The organism is Bacillus sp. OxB-1 (assembly GCF_000829195.1).
Classification (GTDB): Bacteria; Bacillota; Bacilli; order Bacillales_A; family Planococcaceae; genus Sporosarcina.
The window spans coordinates 2,986,077-3,007,237 of the sequence record NZ_AP013294.1 but is presented as its reverse complement, the minus strand read 5'-3'; the positions used below and the strand labels follow the sequence as shown (position 1 = coordinate 3,007,237).

32 protein-coding genes are annotated in these 21,161 nt (G+C 43.9%); all 32 read left to right on the top strand.

Features of this window, described 5'->3' with window-relative positions; genetic code table 11:
* Positions 1–11 precede the first annotated feature (11 nt).
* Positions 12–722, top strand: coding sequence for a hypothetical protein (locus OXB_RS14995; RefSeq protein ID WP_052484091.1), 711 nt, complete (start codon positions 12–14; stop codon positions 720–722).
* An 86-nt stretch (positions 723–808) separates the two neighbouring features.
* On the top strand, positions 809–1,084 hold the full coding sequence (locus OXB_RS14990; RefSeq protein ID WP_041075256.1) for a hypothetical protein: 276 nt from the start codon (positions 809–811) through the stop codon (positions 1,082–1,084).
* The gene (locus OXB_RS14985; protein ID WP_041075255.1) at positions 1,081–1,353 is read left to right on the top strand and encodes a hypothetical protein; all 273 of its coding nucleotides are present in this window, start codon (positions 1,081–1,083) and stop codon (positions 1,351–1,353) included. Before OXB_RS14990 ends, OXB_RS14985 begins: the two co-directional genes overlap by 4 nt.
* A 14-nt stretch (positions 1,354–1,367) precedes the next feature.
* Positions 1,368–1,709 (top strand): MazG-like family protein, encoded by a 342-nt coding sequence (locus OXB_RS14980; protein ID WP_052484090.1) that lies wholly within the window; start codon positions 1,368–1,370, stop codon positions 1,707–1,709.
* A 159-nt stretch (positions 1,710–1,868) separates the two neighbouring features.
* Positions 1,869–2,120: a hypothetical protein gene (locus OXB_RS14975; protein WP_144399720.1), complete on the top strand. Its 252-nt coding sequence runs from the start codon at positions 1,869–1,871 to the stop codon at positions 2,118–2,120.
* 38 nt (positions 2,121–2,158) lie between these two features.
* On the top strand, positions 2,159–2,437 hold the full coding sequence (locus OXB_RS14970) for a hypothetical protein (RefSeq protein ID WP_052484088.1): 279 nt from the start codon (positions 2,159–2,161) through the stop codon (positions 2,435–2,437).
* Between the two features lie 39 nt (positions 2,438–2,476).
* Positions 2,477–2,731 carry a hypothetical protein gene (locus OXB_RS14965; RefSeq protein WP_041075253.1) on the top strand — a complete coding sequence of 85 codons (255 nt, stop codon included), beginning with the start codon at positions 2,477–2,479 and terminating at the stop codon, positions 2,729–2,731.
* Between the two features lie 36 nt (positions 2,732–2,767).
* Positions 2,768–3,067, top strand: a complete 300-nt coding sequence (locus tag OXB_RS14960; RefSeq protein ID WP_041075252.1) for a hypothetical protein — start codon at positions 2,768–2,770, stop codon at positions 3,065–3,067.
* Positions 3,068–3,087: 20 nt separating this feature from the next.
* Complete coding sequence (locus tag OXB_RS14955; protein WP_041075251.1) at positions 3,088–3,324, top strand: hypothetical protein; 237 nt, start codon at positions 3,088–3,090, stop codon at positions 3,322–3,324.
* Between the two features lie 57 nt (positions 3,325–3,381).
* Positions 3,382–3,555: a hypothetical protein gene (locus tag OXB_RS18950; protein ID WP_158333741.1), complete on the top strand. Its 174-nt coding sequence runs from the start codon at positions 3,382–3,384 to the stop codon at positions 3,553–3,555.
* A gap of 96 nt (positions 3,556–3,651) precedes the next feature.
* The gene (locus OXB_RS19090) at positions 3,652–3,828 is read left to right on the top strand and encodes a hypothetical protein (RefSeq protein WP_173426022.1); all 177 of its coding nucleotides are present in this window, start codon (positions 3,652–3,654) and stop codon (positions 3,826–3,828) included.
* A 13-nt stretch (positions 3,829–3,841) separates the two neighbouring features.
* A complete protein-coding gene (locus tag OXB_RS14950) occupies positions 3,842–4,285 on the top strand; it encodes an ArpU family phage packaging/lysis transcriptional regulator (RefSeq protein ID WP_041075250.1) in 444 nt (147 codons plus the stop codon).
* Positions 4,282–4,836: a site-specific integrase gene (locus OXB_RS14945; protein WP_041075249.1), complete on the top strand. Its 555-nt coding sequence runs from the start codon at positions 4,282–4,284 to the stop codon at positions 4,834–4,836. Before OXB_RS14950 ends, OXB_RS14945 begins: the two co-directional genes overlap by 4 nt.
* A 632-nt stretch (positions 4,837–5,468) precedes the next feature.
* The gene (locus OXB_RS14940) at positions 5,469–6,047 is read left to right on the top strand and encodes a hypothetical protein (RefSeq protein ID WP_041075248.1); all 579 of its coding nucleotides are present in this window, start codon (positions 5,469–5,471) and stop codon (positions 6,045–6,047) included.
* Positions 6,004–7,809, top strand: coding sequence for a phage terminase large subunit family protein (locus OXB_RS14935; protein ID WP_041075247.1), 1,806 nt, complete (start codon positions 6,004–6,006; stop codon positions 7,807–7,809). Before OXB_RS14940 ends, OXB_RS14935 begins: the two co-directional genes overlap by 44 nt.
* Before the next feature lie 5 nt (positions 7,810–7,814).
* Complete coding sequence (locus tag OXB_RS14930) at positions 7,815–8,048, top strand: DUF6148 family protein (protein ID WP_041076938.1); 234 nt, start codon at positions 7,815–7,817, stop codon at positions 8,046–8,048.
* A gap of 15 nt (positions 8,049–8,063) precedes the next feature.
* Entirely contained in the window at positions 8,064–9,617 is a 1,554-nt protein-coding gene (locus OXB_RS14925) for a phage portal protein (RefSeq protein WP_041075246.1), read from the top strand.
* On the top strand, positions 9,604–10,650 hold the full coding sequence (locus OXB_RS14920; protein ID WP_070098211.1) for a head maturation protease, ClpP-related: 1,047 nt from the start codon (positions 9,604–9,606) through the stop codon (positions 10,648–10,650). Before OXB_RS14925 ends, OXB_RS14920 begins: the two co-directional genes overlap by 14 nt.
* A gap of 1 nt (position 10,651) precedes the next feature.
* Positions 10,652–11,020: a hypothetical protein gene (locus OXB_RS14915; protein ID WP_041075245.1), complete on the top strand. Its 369-nt coding sequence runs from the start codon at positions 10,652–10,654 to the stop codon at positions 11,018–11,020.
* A 5-nt stretch (positions 11,021–11,025) separates the two neighbouring features.
* Positions 11,026–12,051, top strand: a complete 1,026-nt coding sequence (locus OXB_RS14910) for a major capsid protein (RefSeq protein ID WP_041075244.1) — start codon at positions 11,026–11,028, stop codon at positions 12,049–12,051.
* A gap of 15 nt (positions 12,052–12,066) precedes the next feature.
* Positions 12,067–12,435, top strand: coding sequence for a hypothetical protein (locus tag OXB_RS14905; protein WP_041075243.1), 369 nt, complete (start codon positions 12,067–12,069; stop codon positions 12,433–12,435).
* Positions 12,425–12,763, top strand: a complete 339-nt coding sequence (locus tag OXB_RS14900) for a hypothetical protein (RefSeq protein ID WP_041075242.1) — start codon at positions 12,425–12,427, stop codon at positions 12,761–12,763. Before OXB_RS14905 ends, OXB_RS14900 begins: the two co-directional genes overlap by 11 nt.
* A gap of 11 nt (positions 12,764–12,774) precedes the next feature.
* On the top strand, positions 12,775–13,320 hold the full coding sequence (locus OXB_RS18095; protein ID WP_052484081.1) for a phage tail protein: 546 nt from the start codon (positions 12,775–12,777) through the stop codon (positions 13,318–13,320).
* Between the two features lie 3 nt (positions 13,321–13,323).
* Positions 13,324–13,809, top strand: coding sequence for a hypothetical protein (locus tag OXB_RS14890; protein WP_041075241.1), 486 nt, complete (start codon positions 13,324–13,326; stop codon positions 13,807–13,809).
* Positions 13,799–14,110 carry a hypothetical protein gene (locus tag OXB_RS14885; RefSeq protein ID WP_041075240.1) on the top strand — a complete coding sequence of 104 codons (312 nt, stop codon included), beginning with the start codon at positions 13,799–13,801 and terminating at the stop codon, positions 14,108–14,110. The genes OXB_RS14890 and OXB_RS14885 overlap by 11 nt, the downstream gene beginning before the upstream one ends.
* A complete protein-coding gene (locus OXB_RS14880) occupies positions 14,110–15,558 on the top strand; it encodes a phage tail sheath family protein (RefSeq protein ID WP_041075239.1) in 1,449 nt (482 codons plus the stop codon). The genes OXB_RS14885 and OXB_RS14880 overlap by 1 nt, the downstream gene beginning before the upstream one ends.
* A gap of 14 nt (positions 15,559–15,572) precedes the next feature.
* Positions 15,573–16,091, top strand: coding sequence for a phage major tail tube protein (locus OXB_RS14875; RefSeq protein WP_041075238.1), 519 nt, complete (start codon positions 15,573–15,575; stop codon positions 16,089–16,091).
* 15 nt (positions 16,092–16,106) lie between these two features.
* Positions 16,107–16,475, top strand: a complete 369-nt coding sequence (locus tag OXB_RS14870) for a phage tail assembly protein (RefSeq protein ID WP_041075237.1) — start codon at positions 16,107–16,109, stop codon at positions 16,473–16,475.
* 144 nt (positions 16,476–16,619) lie between these two features.
* Positions 16,620–19,511 carry a phage tail tape measure protein gene (locus OXB_RS18090; RefSeq protein WP_052484079.1) on the top strand — a complete coding sequence of 964 codons (2,892 nt, stop codon included), beginning with the start codon at positions 16,620–16,622 and terminating at the stop codon, positions 19,509–19,511.
* The gene (locus tag OXB_RS14860) at positions 19,504–19,719 is read left to right on the top strand and encodes a tail protein X (protein ID WP_041075236.1); all 216 of its coding nucleotides are present in this window, start codon (positions 19,504–19,506) and stop codon (positions 19,717–19,719) included. The genes OXB_RS18090 and OXB_RS14860 overlap by 8 nt, the downstream gene beginning before the upstream one ends.
* Positions 19,716–20,735, top strand: a complete 1,020-nt coding sequence (locus OXB_RS14855) for a phage late control D family protein (RefSeq protein WP_041075235.1) — start codon at positions 19,716–19,718, stop codon at positions 20,733–20,735. The genes OXB_RS14860 and OXB_RS14855 overlap by 4 nt, the downstream gene beginning before the upstream one ends.
* Positions 20,735–21,160 (top strand): phage baseplate assembly protein V, encoded by a 426-nt coding sequence (locus OXB_RS14850; RefSeq protein WP_052484077.1) that lies wholly within the window; start codon positions 20,735–20,737, stop codon positions 21,158–21,160. Before OXB_RS14855 ends, OXB_RS14850 begins: the two co-directional genes overlap by 1 nt.
* Position 21,161 lies beyond the last annotated feature (1 nt).

The window sequence follows — 21,161 nt, the reverse complement described above, 5'->3', positions numbered from 1 at the left end:
AGGTTATGAAAATGTTAAAAGAATTTGTTCAGTATTTGTTGGATTTGAAGAGACCGGAAACTGTGGAGGCATTGGGTAATACATACTCCACCCGTAGCTTGCATCGTTTGAACGTCGAGCATGACGTCAACACCATCGAGATTCAAAGTTTGTCCGGATTGGTAGATTACATTCGTTCCAACTTTGACCATGAACGTTCAGTCATGATCCATGTCGAATCGCCAACGAAAGTCAATGTCTTTGATGCCTTGAATGATGTCAATGACCGTCGAACGTATATCAAAGCCAAAGCGCTTTTGCCGGAAATCGAGTTTGAACGGTTTATGTCCCGTGAAGCTTTCAACATCATGCTACAAGCTTGTTTCGTCCACAACGCCAGCAAAGAAAAGGTCTTGAAGGTAATCAGTTCAATCGTCGAGGAAAATTCGGTCACGCAAAACGATGACGGAGTTACCCAGCGAGTGACGGCAAAGCAAGGTGTGGCAACAATTGGTTTTGAGAACGTGCCGAACCCAGTTTCCCTGAAACCGTTCAGGACGTTCGTTGAAGTCACTCAACCCGAATCAGATTTCATTCTGCGCCTGCGTGAAGGCGGGGAAGTCGCTTTATTTGAAGCGGACGGTGGTGCTTGGGAGTTGAACGCCATGCACAATATTAAAGAGTATTTCGCTGAACAGCTAGCCGATTTGATAGACAAAAAGAAAGTCACTATTGTGGCATAAGAAATAAAAGAGGGGTTAGTTCCCCTCTTTTACCATATGACTGGATCGCCACGTAATAAAAAATGGAGGCATAGGAGGGGCTGCGTGTGAATCAATTATCATTCGATGATTTTCTTGATGGTGGGAAGGAGCTCATACATTGCCAACTGAGTTCCGAGTTTCATTGGCTCCGGATCACCAGTGGATACACCCCTTCGCTGGTAAAGAGTAGAGTTCACTTTTCGCTCCATGGATATGATTATTTTTATGAAGATACCAAAGGGAAAGATGAAATTCTGAACCTTTTCAACGGGCCGATAAAAACAGTTTCTTGGGAAACGGCGATGGCTGGCCACGATATAGAAGATGGGATGAAAACATGAATCTCAATAATCGAGAAGAAACAATCACTCTATTAAAAGAGCTGAATGAAAAAGGATATCAGTATGTCGTTAGAGATGAAGATATGCCTTACTTATGTTGTTTCAGTTTAAAGCCTAAAAAATATCTTGATATAAACGGGTGGGGCTATATAGATCCTGACGCGCCAAAGGCAATGATGGCTTACGCAATTAAAAACACGGACATAACAGAAATAAGTTGGTCCAACAGATCAGCGACATCAATTACAGATTTTTTAGTTGGAGCATAGAGGGAGGAAACGAAATGAAAAATCCTAATTACAAAGATTTGAAAGTTCCGAACATCCAAGATACTACCGATCACATTCGCAGTTGGGCCATTCATCGAGGGCTCGATATGGCCACCCCCAACAATCAAATGCTCAAACTCATGGAAGAAATCGGAGAAATCGCTGCTGCTCTGGCGAGAGGAAATATTGACGAAGCGAAGGACGGTATCGGGGATGCACACGTCGTCCTGACCATACTCTCTATGCAGTTAGGAACCTCCATTGAGGAGTGTGCAGGTATCGCTTATGAAGAGATTAAGGACCGGACGGGCAAAATGGTAAACGGGGTATTTGTGAAAGCGGAGGATTTGCCGTGACACCCGGTCAACGTGAAGAACTCATCGCCTTGCTAACCCTGTGGACTGGATGGAACCGATCGGCATTTGAGAATATGACTGATCGGGAATTGTTGCAGGAGTATGAGAGACGTATTGGTAAGTAGTAGACGGAATTTGCAAAGGTGTGAATATGAACTTATGAAAAAACGTCAACGCAATAAAATTCTTAAACGGTCTGGTACCAAGTTGCATAGCAAACAAGGATTGACGGCATTGGAAAAAGTGGTATGCAGTAAGTCCGCGGAATCAAAATTATGTATCGCAATGTTTGAATTCCATGTCAAGGAGTATGACGCTGGAACCATTTACAAAGAAGGCTATATTGATCGACTAACTAAGGTTGTTCAGAAAGTTGGAACAATCGAAAACATTACTGGTGTTAAAAAGTAGTTTCGCAGTAGACGGATTATGTGAAGGAGTGAAATTCAGTGAAAGGTGATGTATTTGCTGATTTAGAAAAAGCAAGGGTTGAGATATTAAAAGAAAAAGCACAATCCGGAATCCGAGAATTTGAAGAAAATTACGGAATACAATGGATTCCACTACGTTTTGAAAAGCCATTATTAGAGACGTTGTTGGTATCTATAGAAAGGCAAACATCACAAAAAGTAATTAAAACAGAAACATCAAGTCAGGCTTGCCCAATATGTAAATCTAATGTAAACGGAAAATATTGCTCAGGTTGTGGGCAAAAGTTAAGTTACTGAACAGTACGAACAAAATACGAAACAAAAGGAGCGATTAATTTGGAAAGTGTAAAAGTATTTCAATTGAACGAATACGATGCTGTAGCTGCTGAATCATTGGAGCAAGCGAAGAATTACTACCGGAAAGAAACAGGTCTAAGTGATGACGATGCGTTTTACGATTACGAACCAACGGAATTGCCGCTCGATTTTGAAGCATGGACAGACGAAACACGGACAAGCAAAGAGACCTTGAGGTCGGTGGTAAAGGAACATTGGAAAGGCAAGCCGTTCATTGCTCTTTCGTCAGACTAACGTTCGTTCCGAAGATAACACAAAGGAGTGAAGCAGGTGGTAGAACAAATTGAAATGGCGAAAGTAGAGACGTGGGTCTTGTGTTTGGGTGGCTGGGAAAGCAATGAGCCCATTTTTTACTACAACCCTGAAGAAGATAAATTCCAACGTCAGTTTAGTGGCAAATGTGCTTATTGGAGTGAAAAGCATTGCTTGGAAAAAGAAAAAGAGTTGAGCCTTGACGGTTTGCAAGTAGTTAAGGGAACCATGGATATTCCCAAAGAAGATTTGATTAATTCAATCATGGAGGCTTTTGTGGAAACTGGATTAATTAAGAAAGACATGGAGGTCAACTAAGGAGAAAGGAGCATCCAGAAATGGTGAAGCCCTTAAAACATGAAGACTCCCATGTCCTGCTTGAAAATGCTGATGTGCAATGGTATTGGGACGGCTATCAGGTTCTTCGGTTCCGTGAGCCGTGGCGTTCTGGTATGTCGGGCGAAGATATTGCCAAAGAATTTGGGTGTAATCTGATCAGCGTCGCGCTGCTGATTATGGACCAAGCAGAAGAGGGGAGTATTCGACCGCGTACCGGCGGGTGGTTTGGAAAATAAAAAAGACAGGATTCCTCCTGCCAATCTCACATCAATTATATCACAGGGGGAGTCCGAATGAGCGAAGAAATCATGGAACAGCTTTCAGATTTATTGGATGATAAAAAGCTGTATTTTAAAAAAGATGGAAACGTAATCATTTACGATATGCCTGCTTATGGTACAGCAAGTTTAGTATTAATGGATGATAAAGTGATTCGAATTGAAGAAAATAAGAAAATATCCGTTTAAAAGTGGCTTGACCGAGATCCGGGGGCGACATTTGACAGCAGCGTTTTGCTGCTTCATTTGTCGTCCCTTTTTCATTTTAAAGAAGGAAGTGATCCAATGAGGACTCTGCAAGATCAACTTAAAGAAAAGGGCTTTTGGAAAGGTGAAAAAACCAATAGGAAACAAGCGCGCCAGAAAAAAACTGAAAAATTTACGGAACGAGAATTGCAGGAGTTGATGGGTATTAAGCGTGATATTTATAAGCGGGTAAATGGAGCATTTAGAAGAAAATAAAGGGGGAACCGTGATGCAAGATTTACTTGTCAATATTGATGGCAAAGCAACGCAGGATGCAGTCGAGGACACACTAAGACAATACCGGACCTATATGTTAACGACCCATGAAGAAATGATGCCGTCGATCACAGCAAAATATACACTGGAAATGCCGAACTATTCCAATATCAAACAATCCAGTGTTGAAAATGCCGCAGTAAAAATGGCGGATTTCAAGCAAGAATATTTGAGGTTTTTGAAATGGTTCAATCGAGGATTTTGCAAGCTGTCGAAAATCGAACGGCAAATCATTTTCATGGCATACCTTGAAGTGGAACCCATGTATAATTATGAAATCTATACGGAAATGCGTATGTCAGAGAGTAAGTATTATCGTATCCGGAGACGAGCACTTTATAAATTGGCAATCGGCCTGGGAATAGAAGTTTATGAGCACGAGGGGGTCAAGGAATGAACTTTGTTCAACCAATCCGGGAGGTTGAAAAAGTTCGAGAGGTGCGGGCGATCTTATCGGAGAAGAGCGCTCGGAACGAACTTCTCTTTTGCTTTGGCATTTATACCGGATTGCGTATTTCAGACATTTTACGGTTCAAAATAAAAGATGTTCGAGGTAAATCCGTCTTGTATATACGGGAACAAAAAACACAGAAAACCAATTCGGTCAAACGAATACCGGTTTTGCCAGAATTACGAAAGATTATTGACAAGTATATAAAAGATTTGTCGGATGATGAATATTTGTTCAAAAGCAGACAAGGACGGAACAGCCCAATTACCCGTGTCCAAGCATATAATATTTTACGGGAAGCTGCTCATACAGCTGGCTTAGCCGAAATCGGCACGCACACATTACGAAAAACATTTGGTTATCACCTCTATCAAGCTACGAAAGATGTCGCTTTGCTTCAAGATATATTTGGCCATAGCGCTGAATACATTACTCTAAAATATATCGGTGTTAACCAGGATGCCATCGAAGCAGCATACAAAAAACTGAGATACTGAAAACGGAATGATGGAGTAAATCGACGTCGCTTATGCGGCGTTTTTTATTTTGTCTTTTTACGGAAATGCAGACTGGCTTTTTCGATTAAATGATTAAAGCGGACTTTAGTATAGTAAAGACTTTTACAAAATAAGGGCTTGTAAAACTCATTTTTTAAAAGCTGTTTGAAGTATTGGCAGGATTGGCTTTCTACGTAATTATAGACTTTAACAGAATATGTATTATGTTAATGTAATAATATCATGTAAAAGGCTGAGTAATGTAAGTAAGTACCAAATAATTTATGAGAGTGACAGAAAAGTGGGAGACTTTTGGGAGAATAATGACAGAGATTTTGTTTTTGTATGTGTTATTATGGTAGTGTGTGATAAGTAAATACGAACGTGTGATGAGCGATGCTTCGGTGTGTTGTCGAGGCGTCGCTCTTTGTCATTGATGCAGGCATGCCATAGGGTGCGCCTGTTTTTTATTCAAAAAAACCGAAATGAATTGTGTGATATTCACAAACAATTTCAAAAAAGACGGGTCCTTCTGGCCAATAATGACGCCCTGCGGGACGGCGACTCGCGGGCTTTTTCTAGACACAAAAATGCGTGAAATGAGCTTTCCTTCCAAAGTGGGGTGATTTTTAATGGCGAAAACGCCGGTTAATGATTTGGTAGTCAATACAAGTGCGATTGCAAAGATGTTCAATCTGACTGAACGGCGCGTCCGTCAGTTAGTTGAAGAAGGTGTAATCGCACGCGTCGGTTATGGCCGATTTGACTTGATCGATACGGTCGGTAAATACGTAACGTTTTTAAAATTGGCATCCGAGGGATTGGATGAAAACGATGTAGCCGAATCACTCGATTACGAAAAGTGGTTGCATGAAAAAGCGAAACGTGAAAAAGCAGAAATTGAGCTTGCCCATATAAAAAACGAAATGCACCGTTCCGAAGAAGTCGAAAAGGTTCTAAATCATATGGTGATGGCCTTTCGTTCCAAAATGCTTTCTCTCCCCACAAAGGTTGCGTTGATGTTGGTGAATAAGGACGATCCCAAATATATCGAAGCGATATTAGAGCAAAACATACATGAGGCGCTGGGGGAGTTGGCGACATACGATCCGTCTCTGTTTGTGGAATTAGTGGAATATGAGAGTAGCATTGTGGAGGTGGCGGAGATTGACGCAGAAGCAGACGCTAAAGCTGTTTCAAAAGGCGGCTAGTTTAGTTGCTCCTCCTCCGAAATTAAAAGTGTCCGAGTGGGCGGATCAAGAGCGTGTGCTTTCTCAGGAATCTTCCGCGGAATACGGAAAATGGAACACAGATCGGGCGCCATACCAGCGAGAGATCATGAACGCCGTCAACGATGCCAGCATAGAGGAAATTGTGGTGATGTCTAGTGCGCAAGTAGGGAAATCCGAAATCTTGAATAACATCATCGGATATTTTATTGATTATGATCCATCGCCCATGTTATTGGTCTTGCCGACATTGGAAATGGCCGAGTCCTATTCAAAGGACCGGCTGGCTTCCATGATTCGGGACACGCCTGCTTTGAGTAAAAAGGTGTCTGATGCAAAGTCGAGAGATGGGAATAATACGTTGTTGCATAAGAAGTTTGCAGGCGGTCATATTTCTCTAGTGGGGGCAAACTCTCCAGCTAGTTTGGCATCACGCCCAATACGAATTGTTCTCGCTGATGAAGTCGATCGCTTTCCCATATCGGCAGGGACGGAGGGAGACCCTCTATCTTTGGCCCATAAACGTACCAAGACGTTTTGGAACCGGAAAAAAATATCCGTCTCCACTCCAACAAAAAAAAATGAATCACGAATTGAAGCTGAATATGAAGAGAGCACGATGGAGCAATGGTGCATATCCTGTCCTAGCTGCGGTCAATTCCAACCATATGAATGGACGCAAATTAGGTTTGAGCCCGTGGGGATGGAATGCCGGCATTGTAAGGAGCACCATATTGAAAGTGAATGGAAATCGCAATCAGGAAAGTGGATTGCCAGAAAGCCGGATGCTGTAAAACGCGGGTTTCATATGAACGCACTTGCTTCCCCTTGGGAATCGTGGACCAAGATTATCGCAGAATTTAAAGAAGCGAAGCGCAAAGGAACCGAAAACCTTAAAACGTGGAAGAATACGACGTTAGGGGAGTCGTGGGAAGAAAACACCAATGAACAGGATCACGCCAAATTGGTTGCTCGTAGAGAGCGCTATGACTGCGATATTCCTGATGGCGTTCTTGTCTTGACTGCTGGCGTCGACGTTCAAAATGATCGGTTGGAAGTCGAAGTGGTCGGATGGGGCATCGATGAAATTAGTTGGGGTATTTCCTACAAGATTTTTTATGGAGATCCGGGTCAAGAGGCCGTGTGGAATCAACTGGATGCCTTTCTGCAAAAGGAATGGCTATCCAATGACGGATCCCACATGTCGGTAACTGCAACATGTATTGATAGCGGCGGCCATTATACAAGCGAAGTGTATGACTTTTGTAAAGCGAGAGAACATCGTCGTATATTCGCCGTCAAAGGAAAAGGTGGAACAGGTGTTGCGTACATTAATAAACCTTCCAAGGTGGGGCGTCAAAATGTCCACTTGTTCACTCTGGGCGTTAATGAAGGGAAGGATTTGATCTTTTCGAGGTTAAGAAATGAATTTGAGGACAAGCCGGGTTATTGCCATTTTCCGATTGAGCAGGAAAAAGGGTATGACGAGGCTTTTTTTATTGGTCTCACTTCGGAATATAAGAGAATTCGCTTCATTAATGGTCAGCCCCGTCATGAATGGGTGAAAAGAACGTCTAGTGTGCGAAATGAACCGTTGGATTTGCGAAATTATGCGACGGCTGCTCTTAGAATATTGAACCCAGATTTGCATTATCTGAAGGACAACAAATTGAACGGTAGTGTTTTCACACAAGCGGCCAAACGCAAGCGGAGAAAAAGGAAAACGATTTCGAGAGGATTGTGATCGATGTGGCATTTTCAGTCACGGAAGTGAAAAAGCGGCTGCAAATCTGGCTGGATGCCGAAGAGGCCATTGCTAAAGGGCAAAGTTATATGATTGACAACCGACGGCTTGAGCGTGCCAATTTAGCGCAGGTGCGCGAGCAGATTAAATTTTGGCAAAAAGAATTGGTGAAAGCCGAGGCTGCGGTCACTGGTAGGGGAAGCAGACGAGTTACCCGTGTAGTTCCGAGAGATTTGTGAAAGTTGGTGAAATGATTGAATGCAATTGATAGAGCCGTTGCCATCGTATCTCCTGAGCGGGCATTAAAACGAGTCGGAGCACGTAAACAACTGGGGCTTTTGAATTCCGGGTATTCCAACAGCGGAGCGAGCAAACGGAAAAAGTCAATGCTCGGATGGATTTTCAAAGGCGGCAGCGTAAAAGAAGACATTGAAGACAACTTGGATACATTGCGAGAACGTTCCCGTGATTTGTTCATGAATACTCCTTTGGCGACAGGCTCTCTTAAAACAATGAGAACAAATATAGTCGGGGCAGGATTGCGTCTGAATGCGCAAGTGGATTATGAATTTTTAGGGATTACCGAAGAGGAAGCAGACGAGTGGGAAACGAAAGTCGAGCGTGAGTTTTCCGTATGGGCTGATTCACTTATGTGTGACTCAATGCAGATGCAAAATTTCTACGGTTTGCAACAGCTTGCTTTTTTGTCCTTTTTGATGTCCGGAGAAGTTTTTGCCTTACTTCCATATAGACATCATCGACAGCACTTTTACGGCTTGCGCGTTCAATTGATTGAAGCGGATAGAATTTCATCCCCATCAGGTGCAAAAGAAAATATTGTCAATGGTATAGAGCTTGGTAGTTTTGGAGAAGTAGCGGCGTACCATATTTCGAAAAATCATCCACTTGGTAAATCGTTCGGGAGAAATGAATGGACGCGGATTGAAAAGTTCGGTGCGAAAACTGGCCGGCAAAACATCTTGCATCTTATGGAATCAGAACGACCTGAGCAGCGGCGGGGGGTTCCGGTTTTGTCTCCCGTAATCGAAAGTCTGAAGCAATTGGACAGATATTCAGAAGCAGAATTAATGGCTGCCCTAGTCTCTTCGCTTTTTACCGTATTTATTGAGTCGGGAGACACCGAGGGGCCGCAGTTCGGACAAGGGATTCCAGATGAAGAACGTGTGGATGATGATGATGAGACGAGCTATGAATTGGCTCCAGGGGCGATCATCTCCTTGGCGGAAGGAGAAAAGGTTACTACAACAAACCCCGGACGGAACAATGCAGCATTTGATCCTTTCGTAGTCTCCATTTGTAGACAAATCGGCTCGGCATTGGAGTTGCCATACGAGCTTTTGCTCAAACATTTTACTTCCTCATATTCAGCATCACGCGGCGCTCTCCTTGAAGCGTGGAAAATGTTCAAAATGCGGAGAAGCTGGCTCGCTTCTTATTTTTGCCAACCAATCTATGAGGAATGGCTGACAGAAGCTATTCTGCTTGGCCGTATTGATGCTCCTGGCTTTTTGGAGGACCCGATGATTCGTAAAGCATATGCAACAGCGGAATGGAATGGACCATCGCAAGGACAGCTTGACCCATTAAAAGAAGTGAATGCCGCAGAAAAGCGCGTGAATAATGGATTCAGCACTCGGGCAAAAGAGACAGTCGAATTGACGGGCGGCGATTATTGGAGAAATCATCCGCAACGCGTGCGGGAAGAGCGGATGCGTCGTGAGGGTGGACTTGATCTCGCTTATAATGAAACGCTTGATCGAGAGGAGGTGAAAGATGATGAAGATTGAAATTAGAGGCCCTATTGTAGGAGATTCGGAACAATGGATTTATGATTGGTTTGGAATTCCTGCTACTAGCCCATCAAAAGTCAATAAAGTCATTGATAAGGCCATTGCTAGTCAATCATCGGAGCTTCAGGTAGTAATAAACAGTGGCGGCGGTTCAGTATTCGCGGCTTCTGAAATTTATACGGAATTAAGGAAGTTCAAAGGCAATGTTAATGTGGAAGTTGTCGGCTTGGCTGCTTCAGCTGCCAGTGTCGTTGCAATGGCTGGAACAATCGTTAAGATGTCTCCCACTGCATCTTTTATGATTCATAATGCAAGTGCTATTGCACAAGGCGACTATCGCGAAATGGATGCCACAAGCGATTTGCTCCAGAAGGTGAACAAGTCGATCATGTCAACATATTCAGCGAAAACAGGCAAGTCAGATGAAGAACTTGCATCCATGATGAACAAAGAGACTTGGCTGAGTGCCCCGGAAGCGAAAGAAGCTGGTTTTATCGATGAAATTATGTTTGAAACAGAAATTGACGCAGTAGCTACTGCTGATTTCCCAGAACTAGTAAATGGCATGCTTCCAAAAGAGGTCATTGACAAGATGCGTATCCAGCTAGCTAATGAGGCCGGAGCAAGTATTCTCAATTCAACCAATCCAGAACCCATTGATAAAGGAGCGAAAAATAAAATGGATTTAGAAACTCTAAGAAATGAACATCCAGACCTGGTCAATCAGATCGTCGAAGAAGCCGTGGCCAACGAGCGTCGAAGAATTCAAGACATCGAAAACATTGCTGTCCCCGGTTCCGAAGAAATTATTAATAAGGCCAAATTTGAATCTGGTATTTCAGCAGCTGATACTGCAATGGAAATTTTGAAAAACGAAAAAACGAAAAAGACAACTCTGTTAAATAATATTAAACAGGATGCAGAACCACTCAATGAAATAGAAAGTGGCGCTTCCCCTCAGAAAAATGAAAATGTGGATAGCTTTGTTGATAACATTCTCGGAAATTTAGGATTGAAAGGAGTGAAATAAAATGGCAAGAGTGTTGGAGCATGAAAATCTAATTGCAGGCTATCAATCTCATGTAGTCACAGAAGAAATTATCGTCGCGCCTGAACAAGAGTTATCTCTTGGCCAAGTGTTTGCACTAAATGAGAATCATCAGGCTGTTGCTGTTTCAGGAGCTTTGACAGCTGATGATGTTTACGGAATTATGGCGGATGCTGTCGCTACCTCTGTAGGTGAATCGAAAAAAGCAGTTTGTTATGTGGCAGGGGAGTTCAATTCCAATAAAATTATTTTGCCAGTAGATGCGGAAGTTGCTTCTTATAAAGTAGCTTTACGTGGCAAGGGGATTTATTTACGCTCTGCAATTTCTGCGGACATTCAAGAGGAGGAATAATTAACATGACAAAGATTGATATTTTTGAACCACGCACCATGCTTAAATTTGTTGAGCGTATGTCTAAACCAAACACCTTTTTACGGGATACATTCTTTAAAAACCGCGAATATTCCACCACGGATAAAGTGGATATCGACATTAAGAAAGGAAGCCGTAAGATTGCGCCATTCGTAAATGAAAGAATCGGCGGAAAGCTTGTGGAGAATTCCGGATTCAAGACTGAGACATTTGCACCTCCATTAGTCGCGCCATATAAAGTTACGACCGCTGCGGATATCATGAAGCGATCAATGGGTGAAAATATTTATTCAGCTAAATCGCCTGATGAACGCGCAGCCGAGAAGCTGGTTAAAGATTTATTGGAATTGGAAGAAATGGTGACACGTCGGGAAGAGGTAATGTGCGCCCAAGCTCTATTCCATGGGCAGATTATCGTCCAAGGGGAAGGGTTAGGTTATGAAATTGGTTTTAATTTCACCAACAAGCAGACCTTATCCGGAACCGATAAATGGAATGACCCAGCATCCAAGCCACTCGCGGATCTCAAACGCTGGCAACGGACAGTCCAACAAAGGGGGCATGTCACAGGCGATATCGTCATCATGGCTGCGGACGTAGTTGACACGTTCATCAATCATAAAGATGTCCAAGGCATCTTGAATCTGCGTCATTTAAAAGTTGGCGACTTGAATATTGAGACTTTGCCAAATGGCGTGACATACATTGGCCAAATTCCGGGCATCGGAAAAATTTACGAATATAACGAGTACTATTTAGACGAAGACGGTCACATGAAGCCGATGGTTCCAGAAGGAACTGTGACACTCCTTTCATCTTCCGCTGAGTTTGCCATGGCATATGCGTCAATTACTATTGCCAAAGATGATGAGCTCACAACATTCGAAGCGGAACGTGTACCAGATACGTGGATTGAAAAGAATCCTGCTCGTCAAATCGCCCAATTGAATTCAAAACCTTTGCCGATTCCTAAAGAAGTCGATAGCTGGTTTGTGGCAAAAGTACAATAATGGAGGTGATTGATTATGATTAGAGCATTAGAACCGATTCGCCATAATCAAATAGATTATAAAAAAGGTGCTTTGATTGATGGGCTATCAGAAGAAGATGTCAGGCGCTTGGTGAATCTTAAATCTGCGGAGTATGTCATCTCGCCAGATGAGGAAATAAAAATTCAGCATACGGCCAAAGACAAAAAAGCGATTGATCCCCAACTTTTCGAAGAACTGCGTGCTGCACTAGACGAAGAATACAATGCTGAAGAGCTAGCCCGCGAAGCGAAGGCGGTCGGTGTTGATCTGGCAGGTACTACAACTAAAAAATCAGTCATTGAAGCAATCATCAATCAAGGGAAAGCGGATGATCTTCTGGAGGATGAGTCCAATGACGAGTAGAACGTTTAAAGACTTCGCGGATGAAGATTTAGATGTTTTTTTTAATCTCGATGAAATGGCTACTACTCACGAGTTGGAAGGCGAACAATTGGCACTTGTTGTCGTTGCGACACAGGCAGACGATAAACTGAGCGGCTACTCCCGTGAGCAATTGCATGCGAGCCAGGAAGTGTTCAGGAGCTATAAAACGATTTACGTTAAAACTTCTGATTTCTTTCTTCCGAAAATCGATAGCAGGATAACATTGGACGGCGAAGATTATTACGTGGAAGAAGCAACCGACGAGTCGGGCGTTATCAAGATAGTCGTAACGGCCAATGAAAGTTAGGTGTAGTTCCCATGATTCATATAGACATCAAAAAAGCGAATCAAATCGAAAGATTATTGAGTCGGACCCCGGAACAAGCAAACCAGGTGCTCGCCCGATCGATAAACTCTAGTGCAGTACGGGGAAAACAGCGTGCTGCTACTTCTGTTAGAAAAGTGTATTCGGTTGAACGTTTGGGTGCTCTAAAGGATTTGAAGATACTTAGAGCTTCACCCTCCTATTTGCGAGCCATCTTGAAATCGACAGGAACCCCAATTCCGCTCATTAAATTTGACACTATCCCTAAAATACCGGATGTTGCAAGAGTTAAAGCGAGGGTTATGAAGTCCAATAGCCATAAAAGTATTGATAGTGCCTTTGTTTCGCAAATGAACAATGCACACATCAATGTTTTTGAGCGTGTCGGTAAAAGTCGAACGCCCATCAGAGGATTATATTCTCCCTCTCTCCCACAAATGTACGGCAATGAAGACGTGGTGGAGGATGTTGATAAAGTCATTGCGGAAAAGTTGAGCCATGAACTGGAAAAGGCTTTAGGAAAAATGCTTTGGGGGTAGCTTATGTATTCCTTAGATATTTTGAAGACGCTAGTTGCTTTTATTGAGAATGCTTTATCTGAAATGCGGTATCAAACAAAAGACGGAAACGTCATGATGGCCCCTTCTGTTCACGAAGGCTATTTGCCCCCAAAGGAGAACCGACGGGGTGAAAAAGATACGCAACAAGAGGATTATCCATTCGTCATTGTGCGGTATTTAGGGGAGTCGGATGAGATTCACAAAAAAAATACGATGCGATTTAGGTTATTGGTCGGAACTTATAATCGTGACGAGCAGTATGGATGGAAGGATACGCTTTCCATTATGAATCGAATCAAGTTTGCACTAAAAGAGGCACAAGTCATCGGCTCAGCCAATTTAACTGGAAATATCGAATCGGCTCTTTTTGAGGAGCAAATGCGACCGACTTGGCATGGAATTATGGATGTGGAATTCGAAACGCCACAAATTCAATGGAATAGGAGTGCATGGCCAGATGAGTACTAAAAAGGAAAGCGGAAAGGCTTCCACAACAAAAGAAGTGAACAAAAAGACATCCGCGCAGGAAAAAGCGGATGTCTTTATTTATGTTGGACCGACAACGAAGCAGTTGACTCGTTATGCGTCTTTTACAGGTGGATTGCCGGTTCATATGAAGGAACATTTTGAAGAATGCCCGGTGCTAAAAAAACTATTTATCCCGACGAGTGAATTTTCGGGGTTTGAACAGCGTGTAACTGACAGTAGTTCTGTTGAATCGATGCTTTTTAACAAAGTAAAAAATTACTTTGAAGGGGTGAATTCGTAATGCCATTTAGACACGGTTCACGCGTCACTGAAGCGCCAACGTCATTGCTGACGCCTGTGGTTGCTACAGCGACATTGCCAATTGTATTCGGTACTGCACCGATTCATTTGGCCAAAACGACTGAGCATGTAAATGACATTGTCGTGGCTTACTCATTCGGAGAAGCGCAAGCGGCTCTTGGATATTCGGATGAATGGAAGGATTACACATTATGTGAGGCAATGGACGCGGCGTTTCGGCAATTTAATGTGGCGCCCGTCATATTTGTGAACGTCCTTGATCCTGATAAACATAGCGAGTCAGGCGAAGAAGAGGTCGAGGTTGTAAATAAAAAAGCGTCACTCAAAGCGAAAAATGTGCTGCTTGATACGTTGAAAGTTAAGTTGACGGCGGCTGATGAGACTCCTTTAAAGCGAGAGGAGGATTATGTGGCATCGTTCGACGATGATGGGCAGGTGGTCATTGTGCCGTTAAATAATGCAACAAAGCTGCATGTTGCATTTAAACGCTTAACGCCCAAAGCGGTTACGGAGAATGATATTATCGGTGGTTCTGATGTGAATACCGGAAAGTTAAAAGGTTTGGAATTGTTAAATGCCGTATTCCCGAAAACGGGTATGGTCCCAGGGCTGGTACTAGCTCCGAAGTTTTCTAAAAATCCTATGGTCGCAGCTGTGATGAAAGCAAAGGCCTCCGTCATCAACACGTATTTCCGTGCTGCATCTTTAGCGGATATTGATACGAAGGAAGCGGATATTTATACAAAAGCGAACGAGTGGAAAAACAAAAATAATTATACGGGAACGAATGAGATTGTCAGCTGGCCGTTGATTGGATTGGGCGACAATGTGTACCATCTGTCCACCCAATTGGCATTCCGAATCGTGGAGACGGCTGCGGACAATGGGGATTATCCACATGAATCTCCCTCCAACAAAAACCTATCCATGAATCGAATGCTCATTGAAAAGGCAGAGGGAGAGTATGAGGAAGTGGATCTTGGGCCGGACCAAGCGGAGTTGCTGAACAGTCAAGGGATCGTGACAGCTCTCAATTTCATCGGCGGATTCAAGGCATGGGGGAACAATACAGGGGCTTTTCCTGCAAACACGGATGTAAAGGATATTTTCATCCCAGTCCGCATCACGCATAACTGGTTGGCCAACTCCATTATCCTGACGACCTGGAGCAAGGTAGATGGTCCGATTCGTCCACGGTTGGTCGACTCGATTGTCGATACGATGAATATGTGGTTGAACGGCTTGCAATCCCAGGAAGTGCTGCTTGGTGGTCGTGTGGAGTTCCGTCAAGAGGATAATCCCAAAACCGATTTAATCAGTGGGAAATTGCGTTTTCGGTATTTCGTAGCGGAGCCGACACCGGCGCAAGATATTGAAAACATTTTAGAATTCGACGCGAATTATTACGATAATTTGTTTGTTGAATAAGAGGAGGTCCAACAGTGAGCATTATTCCAGAGAAATTAAATGATTTCCGTGTATATGTCAATGATAGCCCTGAGCGAAAAGGGATTGGAGATTTGCAACTCCCATCCCTCGACGCTATGACAGAAACTGTAAGTGCGGCTGGCGTACTGGGTGAGTATGAATCTCCGAATATCGGACACTTACAATCTATGAAACTGACAATAAACTGGACAGCAACCATTGACAAGACCATGACAGATTTCTATAAACAAGAAGCTGTTAAAGTGGATTGCCGATTAGCGGACCAGAAGTACGATTCCGGCAAACATAAATTCGTTGCCAATCGAGTATTGGTGCAAGGGCATGTAGTGAAACACGATTTCGGCAAGGCTGCGAAGGGAAGTCCATATGAAGGGTCAACTGAAATTGAAGTACTTTATCTGAAGATTGAAAGTGACAAAAAAGTATTAATCGAATATGACAGAACGAATTACATCTACATGGTAGACGGAGTAGATGTTCTTGCAGGTTTAAGAACTGCTTTAGGAATGTAAAGGGAGGAAATCATAATGACAGAAAATATGACTAAAGACAATGTTGCAGAAGAGTTGGAAACGAAGGAAAACCAAGTGGAAACTGAGCATAATCCACTTGTAATCAATATGCCAATTAGAAAGCCTCTTTCATTGGATGGTAAGGAAATCAAGATGTTGAATCTGGATTTTTCCAACATGACGGGTACTGATATCTTAAGCATTGATAGTGAAATGCGCTTGGATGGTCACCCGGGAGGATTTGATCACATTTACAATCAGGATGCCTTGCTAAAAATAGCTTCACGTGCAACTGGTGTACTGCCTGATGATTTGAAAAGGCTTCACGGGGCTGACTTTTTGGAAATGGTGTTTCAAGTGCGAAATTTTTTCGTCCGATGGTAGGAGGTGGGGGGGCTCAAGCTTTTCGTAAAGTATTTTTTAAGCTCTCCTCCGTTACTTATACTCCTATTCCTTACTGGCAATCTCTCAAATTGTTTGAATTGCAAAGTTGGATAGAGACAGCTGTTGAAGAGGAGGGTGAAGACGATGGCTAAAAAAGCTATGGAAATGACCATAGAAATTGCCGGTAAAGTCGGATCATCTCTCGGAAGCGCGTTTAAAAGTGCAATTGGCAGTATTGATGATTTGGAGCACAAGTCCAGAGCGGCCAAAAAAGAACTAGCGAAGCTAGGTCGTGAGTTTTCGCAAGGCAAAATCCATCAATCACAATACAGGGCCGAAACAGCAAAGATCAATGCTGAACTTAAACTGTTAGAAGGTAATCAAAGACGGATCAATTCCTTGAAATCGTCATTTCAAAAGGGATGGGACAAGACGAAAGCTGTTGCTGGCATCGGGGCAATCGCGGCTGCAACGACAGTCACAGCGGCGACCATAAAGTCTATTGATGTAGCTGCGGATTTCGAATCCCAGATGTCAAAGGTCCAGGCGAAGACGGAAGCCACAGCAGCGGAAGCGGCGGCCATGCGTGAGACTGCTTTGGAGCTAGGAGCCAGTTCAAGTTTATCAGCCAGTGAAACGGCAATTGCCATGGATGAGCTAGCAGCCAAGGGATTCGATGCGAACAAAATTATAGGTGCAATGCCGGGAATTATAGCTGCTGCAGAAGCGTCAGGTGAAGATTTAGCACTCACCTCAGACACAGTTGCAACTGCCATTAACGTGTGGAGTTTAGAAGCCACCGAGGCATCTCGTGTAGCGGACGTGCTTGCCATGTCCGCGAACGTATCTGCGGCAGGAATTGACGACCTCGCACAGACGTTTAAGTATGCAGGTGCCCCCGCTGCGGCTCTGGGAATATCATTAGAAGAAGTTGCAGCTGCCGCAGGGATTATGACGGATGCCGGGCTTGAAGGCGGGAATGCAGGTACTGCTCTCCGGGCATCTTTATTGGCATTAAATAACCCCGCAAAAGCGCAAGAAAAAATCATGAAAAAGCTTGGTTTCACCATTAAAGATTCAAGTGGCCGGGCAAAGTCTCTTTCCGCTATTGTTGATGATTTGGCAAAGTCAACTGCCCACATGTCGGAAGCCGATCAAGTGGCAACTATTGCGAAACTTGTCGGAACCGAGGCAGTAAGTGGTTTCTTGGCCCTAATGAAGGCTGGCCCTGAACATATTGACAACATGACGGATGCTCTGGAAAATTCGGCTGGATCGGCGGCCCGTGCGGCGGCTATCATGAAAGATAACTTCGCCGGTGCGAAAGAAGAACTTTTTGGAGCTTTTGAATCTGGTCAAATCGCCTTTGCAACACCGATCCTTGATGTAGGAAAAGATGTTTTCCAAGGCATCACTTCCATGATTGAAAACAACATGGGAGAAATTGAGGCGGCTGGACAGGGTGTAGCAAAAGCGCTTGATGACATTTTAGCTCCGTTTACAGTCGCAACCCCAGTCGAAATAGATACTACTCATATTGTCAACTGGGATTCTTACGGTGCTCAATTAAAAGAGGGAATGCCCGACCCGACAAATGTTGTAAATTGGGATGCTTACGGCCAGGAATTAGAGACATTCGAGAAAGCGGAAAAGTTCAAAAATATGGATCTTGGCGATAAGATAGTGTACTCCTTGGAAACGGCTACTCAGAAAATGGAGGAATGGCTAGGCGGTAGTGGCGGAGAGGCTATGGGTAGGATTTTCGCCCAACTTGGTGAAATAGCAGCAAAGACGTGGATCGCTGCGTTCACCGGAGCCATCGGCGGATCTCTTAACGCTGCATTGGAAGGGAATGTTACCGGAGCGCTCGGTTTGGGTGCGGCCGCATGGATGCTCGGCGGCGGAAAAGTAGTAAAAGGCGCTATGGGCGCGGGCAAGTGGGCGATGGAAAAGCGGGGCGTGAAAAAGACGGCCATTGCATCTTCTGCTCAGAATACAGCTTCTACACTCTCTCCTGATAGCACAAAAAAAGCAAAGGGAAATCCTAAAGGTGCGCCAAAAGCCGTTACACAACCGGTTGAAAAAACAAGCGGTCCTAAAGCTAAGGCTACTTCAAAACCTAGCGGTCCTAAATCAACGAATCTCATGTCCAAAGTTTTTAGCACGGGCAAAGATATTTTTGCGAAGGGTGGAAAGGCTTTATCGAATGTCGGAAAAAAGGGCGGAAAAGCATTATCAGCTGTTGGAAAAGTAGGTAGCAAGGCAGTATTGCCCTTGGGCCTGCTGGCAGAAGGGTTCAATATTTTTAAATCTAAAGATAAAGCCAAAGCTGGCGGAGAGGCAGCTGGCGGTTTGGGTGGTGGTCTAGGCGGCGCCAAAGCAGGGGCTGCAATCGGAACAGCTATCGCTCCAGGGATCGGTACGGCAATTGGAAGCTTCCTTGGTGGAGCCGTTGGATACTTAGGCGGGAAATGGGCCGGCGGTAAGGCTGTGGACGCAGCCCGCGGTGGCGGCACGCCTACTGCGGTAGCAGCACCAGCGTCAGCTCCGTCTTTGCCACAACCAACAGAACCAATACAATTAAATGCTTCCACAAGCGCATTGACGTCTACCGTTACCAACATCAATACAAGCTTGACGGCATTATCGACCAGTACAGATTCAATTGCAAACAACATGCTGGCCTTGGATAAGCATACTGGCCAAGCAAGCGAAATATTTCAATCGTTCCAACCACTTCAAACAAATGTCGATCTTGCATCCGATAACATGTCGAACATCACGGCTTACACAAGCCAGGTGAGCGGCATGTTGTACGGCTCCCTGTTTAACTTGCAATCAAACGCAACTCTGGCCTCCGACAATATGTCTGTCCTGGCTTCGCAAATCGGACAAGCAAGCGGGTGGATTTCTTCTTTGCAAGGTATCCAATCAGCCGGCCAGCGGGTGATTGCTGCATTAAATGGCTTGGAATCCAGAATCAACAATGTTCAATTGCCGGGCGGCGGCGCTTCAAGGGTGAGTTATGATGGATAAATATACAACAATACAGGGTGATACGTGGGATTTGATTGCGTATAGGTTATGGGGGAGCGAGTATTTGCTCCCTTTGCTTTTGGAAGCAAACCCCGAGCATAAAGATATTGTCATTTTTTCTGGCGCTGTCATTTTGAATGTCCCAGATATCGATACATCCATATATACCGATCGGCCGGATTGGTTAGGGGATGATGATGAATTATGACCAATGCGAGACGGACTGATCTAAGTGTCATCTATAACAACATCAAATTAACAGAGGAACTTGGCGATGATTTGGTTGATTGGACTTATACCGACAATCTGAGTGGCGAGATTGACGATCTGCAACTTGTTGTGCAAGACGCCATGGTGAAATGGTTGAACGATTGGTTTCCGTCAAAAGGCTCCTTGCTGAATGTGGAACATCTTCGAAAACATTGGAATAAGAGCGTCTTGAAAACAAAACTCGGCAAGTTCGAAGTGGACGAGTTAAGTGGACAAAGCGGTGGAACTCGTATGACGATCAAGGCGCTCAGCGTTCCGGAATCCACCTCTATTCGAGGAGAGCATAAATCGAAAGCATGGGAAAAGGCAACGCTGAAACAGGTTGCAGGTGATATTGCAAAAGTCAACAAACTGAAGCTGCATTGGCAATCTAGTGATAATCCCAAAAAAGACCGATATGAGCAAGAATCTGAAACAGACTTGGCCTTCTTACATCGATTATGCAAAGACGAAGGTTTATGTCTGAAGCTCTCCAATAAATCCATAGTAATTTTGGATGAGGCCGATTACGAAGCAAAGCCTGTCGTTGACACGATTTACCGTCGGAGTAAAGATACATGCAAAATACAGTTGCTTGATTGGAGCTTTAAAACAACGCTAACGGGCACTTATAAAGATTGTCGTGTGCAGTCTCACGCGGCTTCAAAAAAGAAAACTATCAAAGCAACATTCGCCCCACCCAAAGCCCCGAAAGTAGGCCGTACCCTCATTGTCAAAGATGAGGTCAAATCCGTTGCAGAAGCTTATAAACTGGCAAAGAAACGATTGCGGGATGCAAATAAGAATGCCACTACTGTCAACTTAGTGGTTATTAGTGAGATTCATATTGATGCGGGTATGACATTCACTCTAAGTGAATTTGGCCGTCTGAATGGCAAATATATTGTCACCAAAGTAATTCATAATAAAAGCAAAATTACTCTCGATTTACGCAAGTGCTTGGAGGGATATTAATGCGTGCGCAAGTAGGAGAAGTGGTCTCAATCGACCCGGTAAATGCGACGGCCCGGGTGAGGTTAGAGGAGCAAGATGATAAAGTGTCTGCACCTTTGCGCGTTGGCCATAACTGGACATTGAAAAATAAAAGGTACAGTCTGCCCAAAATTGGCGAGCATGTGCTGTGTATTTTTACAAAGAGAAGCGAAGGTTTTATTGTATGTGCTTTATATTCCGAAGAAACCCCACCACCTCGAAATAAGCAGGAGAAACATTACATCGAGTTCGAGGACGGAAGCAATATTGAATACGACACAAACACTCACACGCTGCTTGTCAATATCGTTGGTGATATTCATATACAAAGTGGCCTTGGCAGAGTCGTCACATTAGATGGTAGACTTTTGTCTAATGAAGGACAGCTAAGTCCGAAAAGTGGGTGAT

Coding starts and splice junctions, on each gene's coding strand:
- OXB_RS14920 (WP_070098211.1), top strand. CDS start 9,604: ATGATGAAGATTGAAATTAGAGGCCCTATTGTAGGAGATTCGGAACAA.
- OXB_RS14945 (WP_041075249.1), top strand. CDS start 4,282: ATGAACTTTGTTCAACCAATCCGGGAGGTTGAAAAAGTTCGAGAGGTG.
- OXB_RS14950 (WP_041075250.1), top strand. CDS start 3,842: ATGCAAGATTTACTTGTCAATATTGATGGCAAAGCAACGCAGGATGCA.
- OXB_RS14850 (WP_052484077.1), top strand. CDS start 20,735: ATGCGTGCGCAAGTAGGAGAAGTGGTCTCAATCGACCCGGTAAATGCG.
- OXB_RS14860 (WP_041075236.1), top strand. CDS start 19,504: ATGGATAAATATACAACAATACAGGGTGATACGTGGGATTTGATTGCG.
- OXB_RS14905 (WP_041075243.1), top strand. CDS start 12,067: ATGATTAGAGCATTAGAACCGATTCGCCATAATCAAATAGATTATAAA.
- OXB_RS14890 (WP_041075241.1), top strand. CDS start 13,324: ATGTATTCCTTAGATATTTTGAAGACGCTAGTTGCTTTTATTGAGAAT.
- OXB_RS14910 (WP_041075244.1), top strand. CDS start 11,026: ATGACAAAGATTGATATTTTTGAACCACGCACCATGCTTAAATTTGTT.
- OXB_RS14975 (WP_144399720.1), top strand. CDS start 1,869: ATGAAAAAACGTCAACGCAATAAAATTCTTAAACGGTCTGGTACCAAG.
- OXB_RS18950 (WP_158333741.1), top strand. CDS start 3,382: ATGAGCGAAGAAATCATGGAACAGCTTTCAGATTTATTGGATGATAAA.
- OXB_RS14855 (WP_041075235.1), top strand. CDS start 19,716: ATGACCAATGCGAGACGGACTGATCTAAGTGTCATCTATAACAACATC.
- OXB_RS14880 (WP_041075239.1), top strand. CDS start 14,110: ATGCCATTTAGACACGGTTCACGCGTCACTGAAGCGCCAACGTCATTG.
- OXB_RS14885 (WP_041075240.1), top strand. CDS start 13,799: ATGAGTACTAAAAAGGAAAGCGGAAAGGCTTCCACAACAAAAGAAGTG.
- OXB_RS19090 (WP_173426022.1), top strand. CDS start 3,652: ATGAGGACTCTGCAAGATCAACTTAAAGAAAAGGGCTTTTGGAAAGGT.
- OXB_RS14915 (WP_041075245.1), top strand. CDS start 10,652: ATGGCAAGAGTGTTGGAGCATGAAAATCTAATTGCAGGCTATCAATCT.
- OXB_RS14900 (WP_041075242.1), top strand. CDS start 12,425: ATGACGAGTAGAACGTTTAAAGACTTCGCGGATGAAGATTTAGATGTT.
- OXB_RS14995 (WP_052484091.1), top strand. CDS start 12: ATGTTAAAAGAATTTGTTCAGTATTTGTTGGATTTGAAGAGACCGGAA.
- OXB_RS14985 (WP_041075255.1), top strand. CDS start 1,081: ATGAATCTCAATAATCGAGAAGAAACAATCACTCTATTAAAAGAGCTG.
- OXB_RS14955 (WP_041075251.1), top strand. CDS start 3,088: ATGGTGAAGCCCTTAAAACATGAAGACTCCCATGTCCTGCTTGAAAAT.
- OXB_RS14870 (WP_041075237.1), top strand. CDS start 16,107: ATGACAGAAAATATGACTAAAGACAATGTTGCAGAAGAGTTGGAAACG.
- OXB_RS14980 (WP_052484090.1), top strand. CDS start 1,368: ATGAAAAATCCTAATTACAAAGATTTGAAAGTTCCGAACATCCAAGAT.
- OXB_RS18095 (WP_052484081.1), top strand. CDS start 12,775: ATGATTCATATAGACATCAAAAAAGCGAATCAAATCGAAAGATTATTG.
- OXB_RS14940 (WP_041075248.1), top strand. CDS start 5,469: ATGGCGAAAACGCCGGTTAATGATTTGGTAGTCAATACAAGTGCGATT.
- OXB_RS18090 (WP_052484079.1), top strand. CDS start 16,620: ATGGCTAAAAAAGCTATGGAAATGACCATAGAAATTGCCGGTAAAGTC.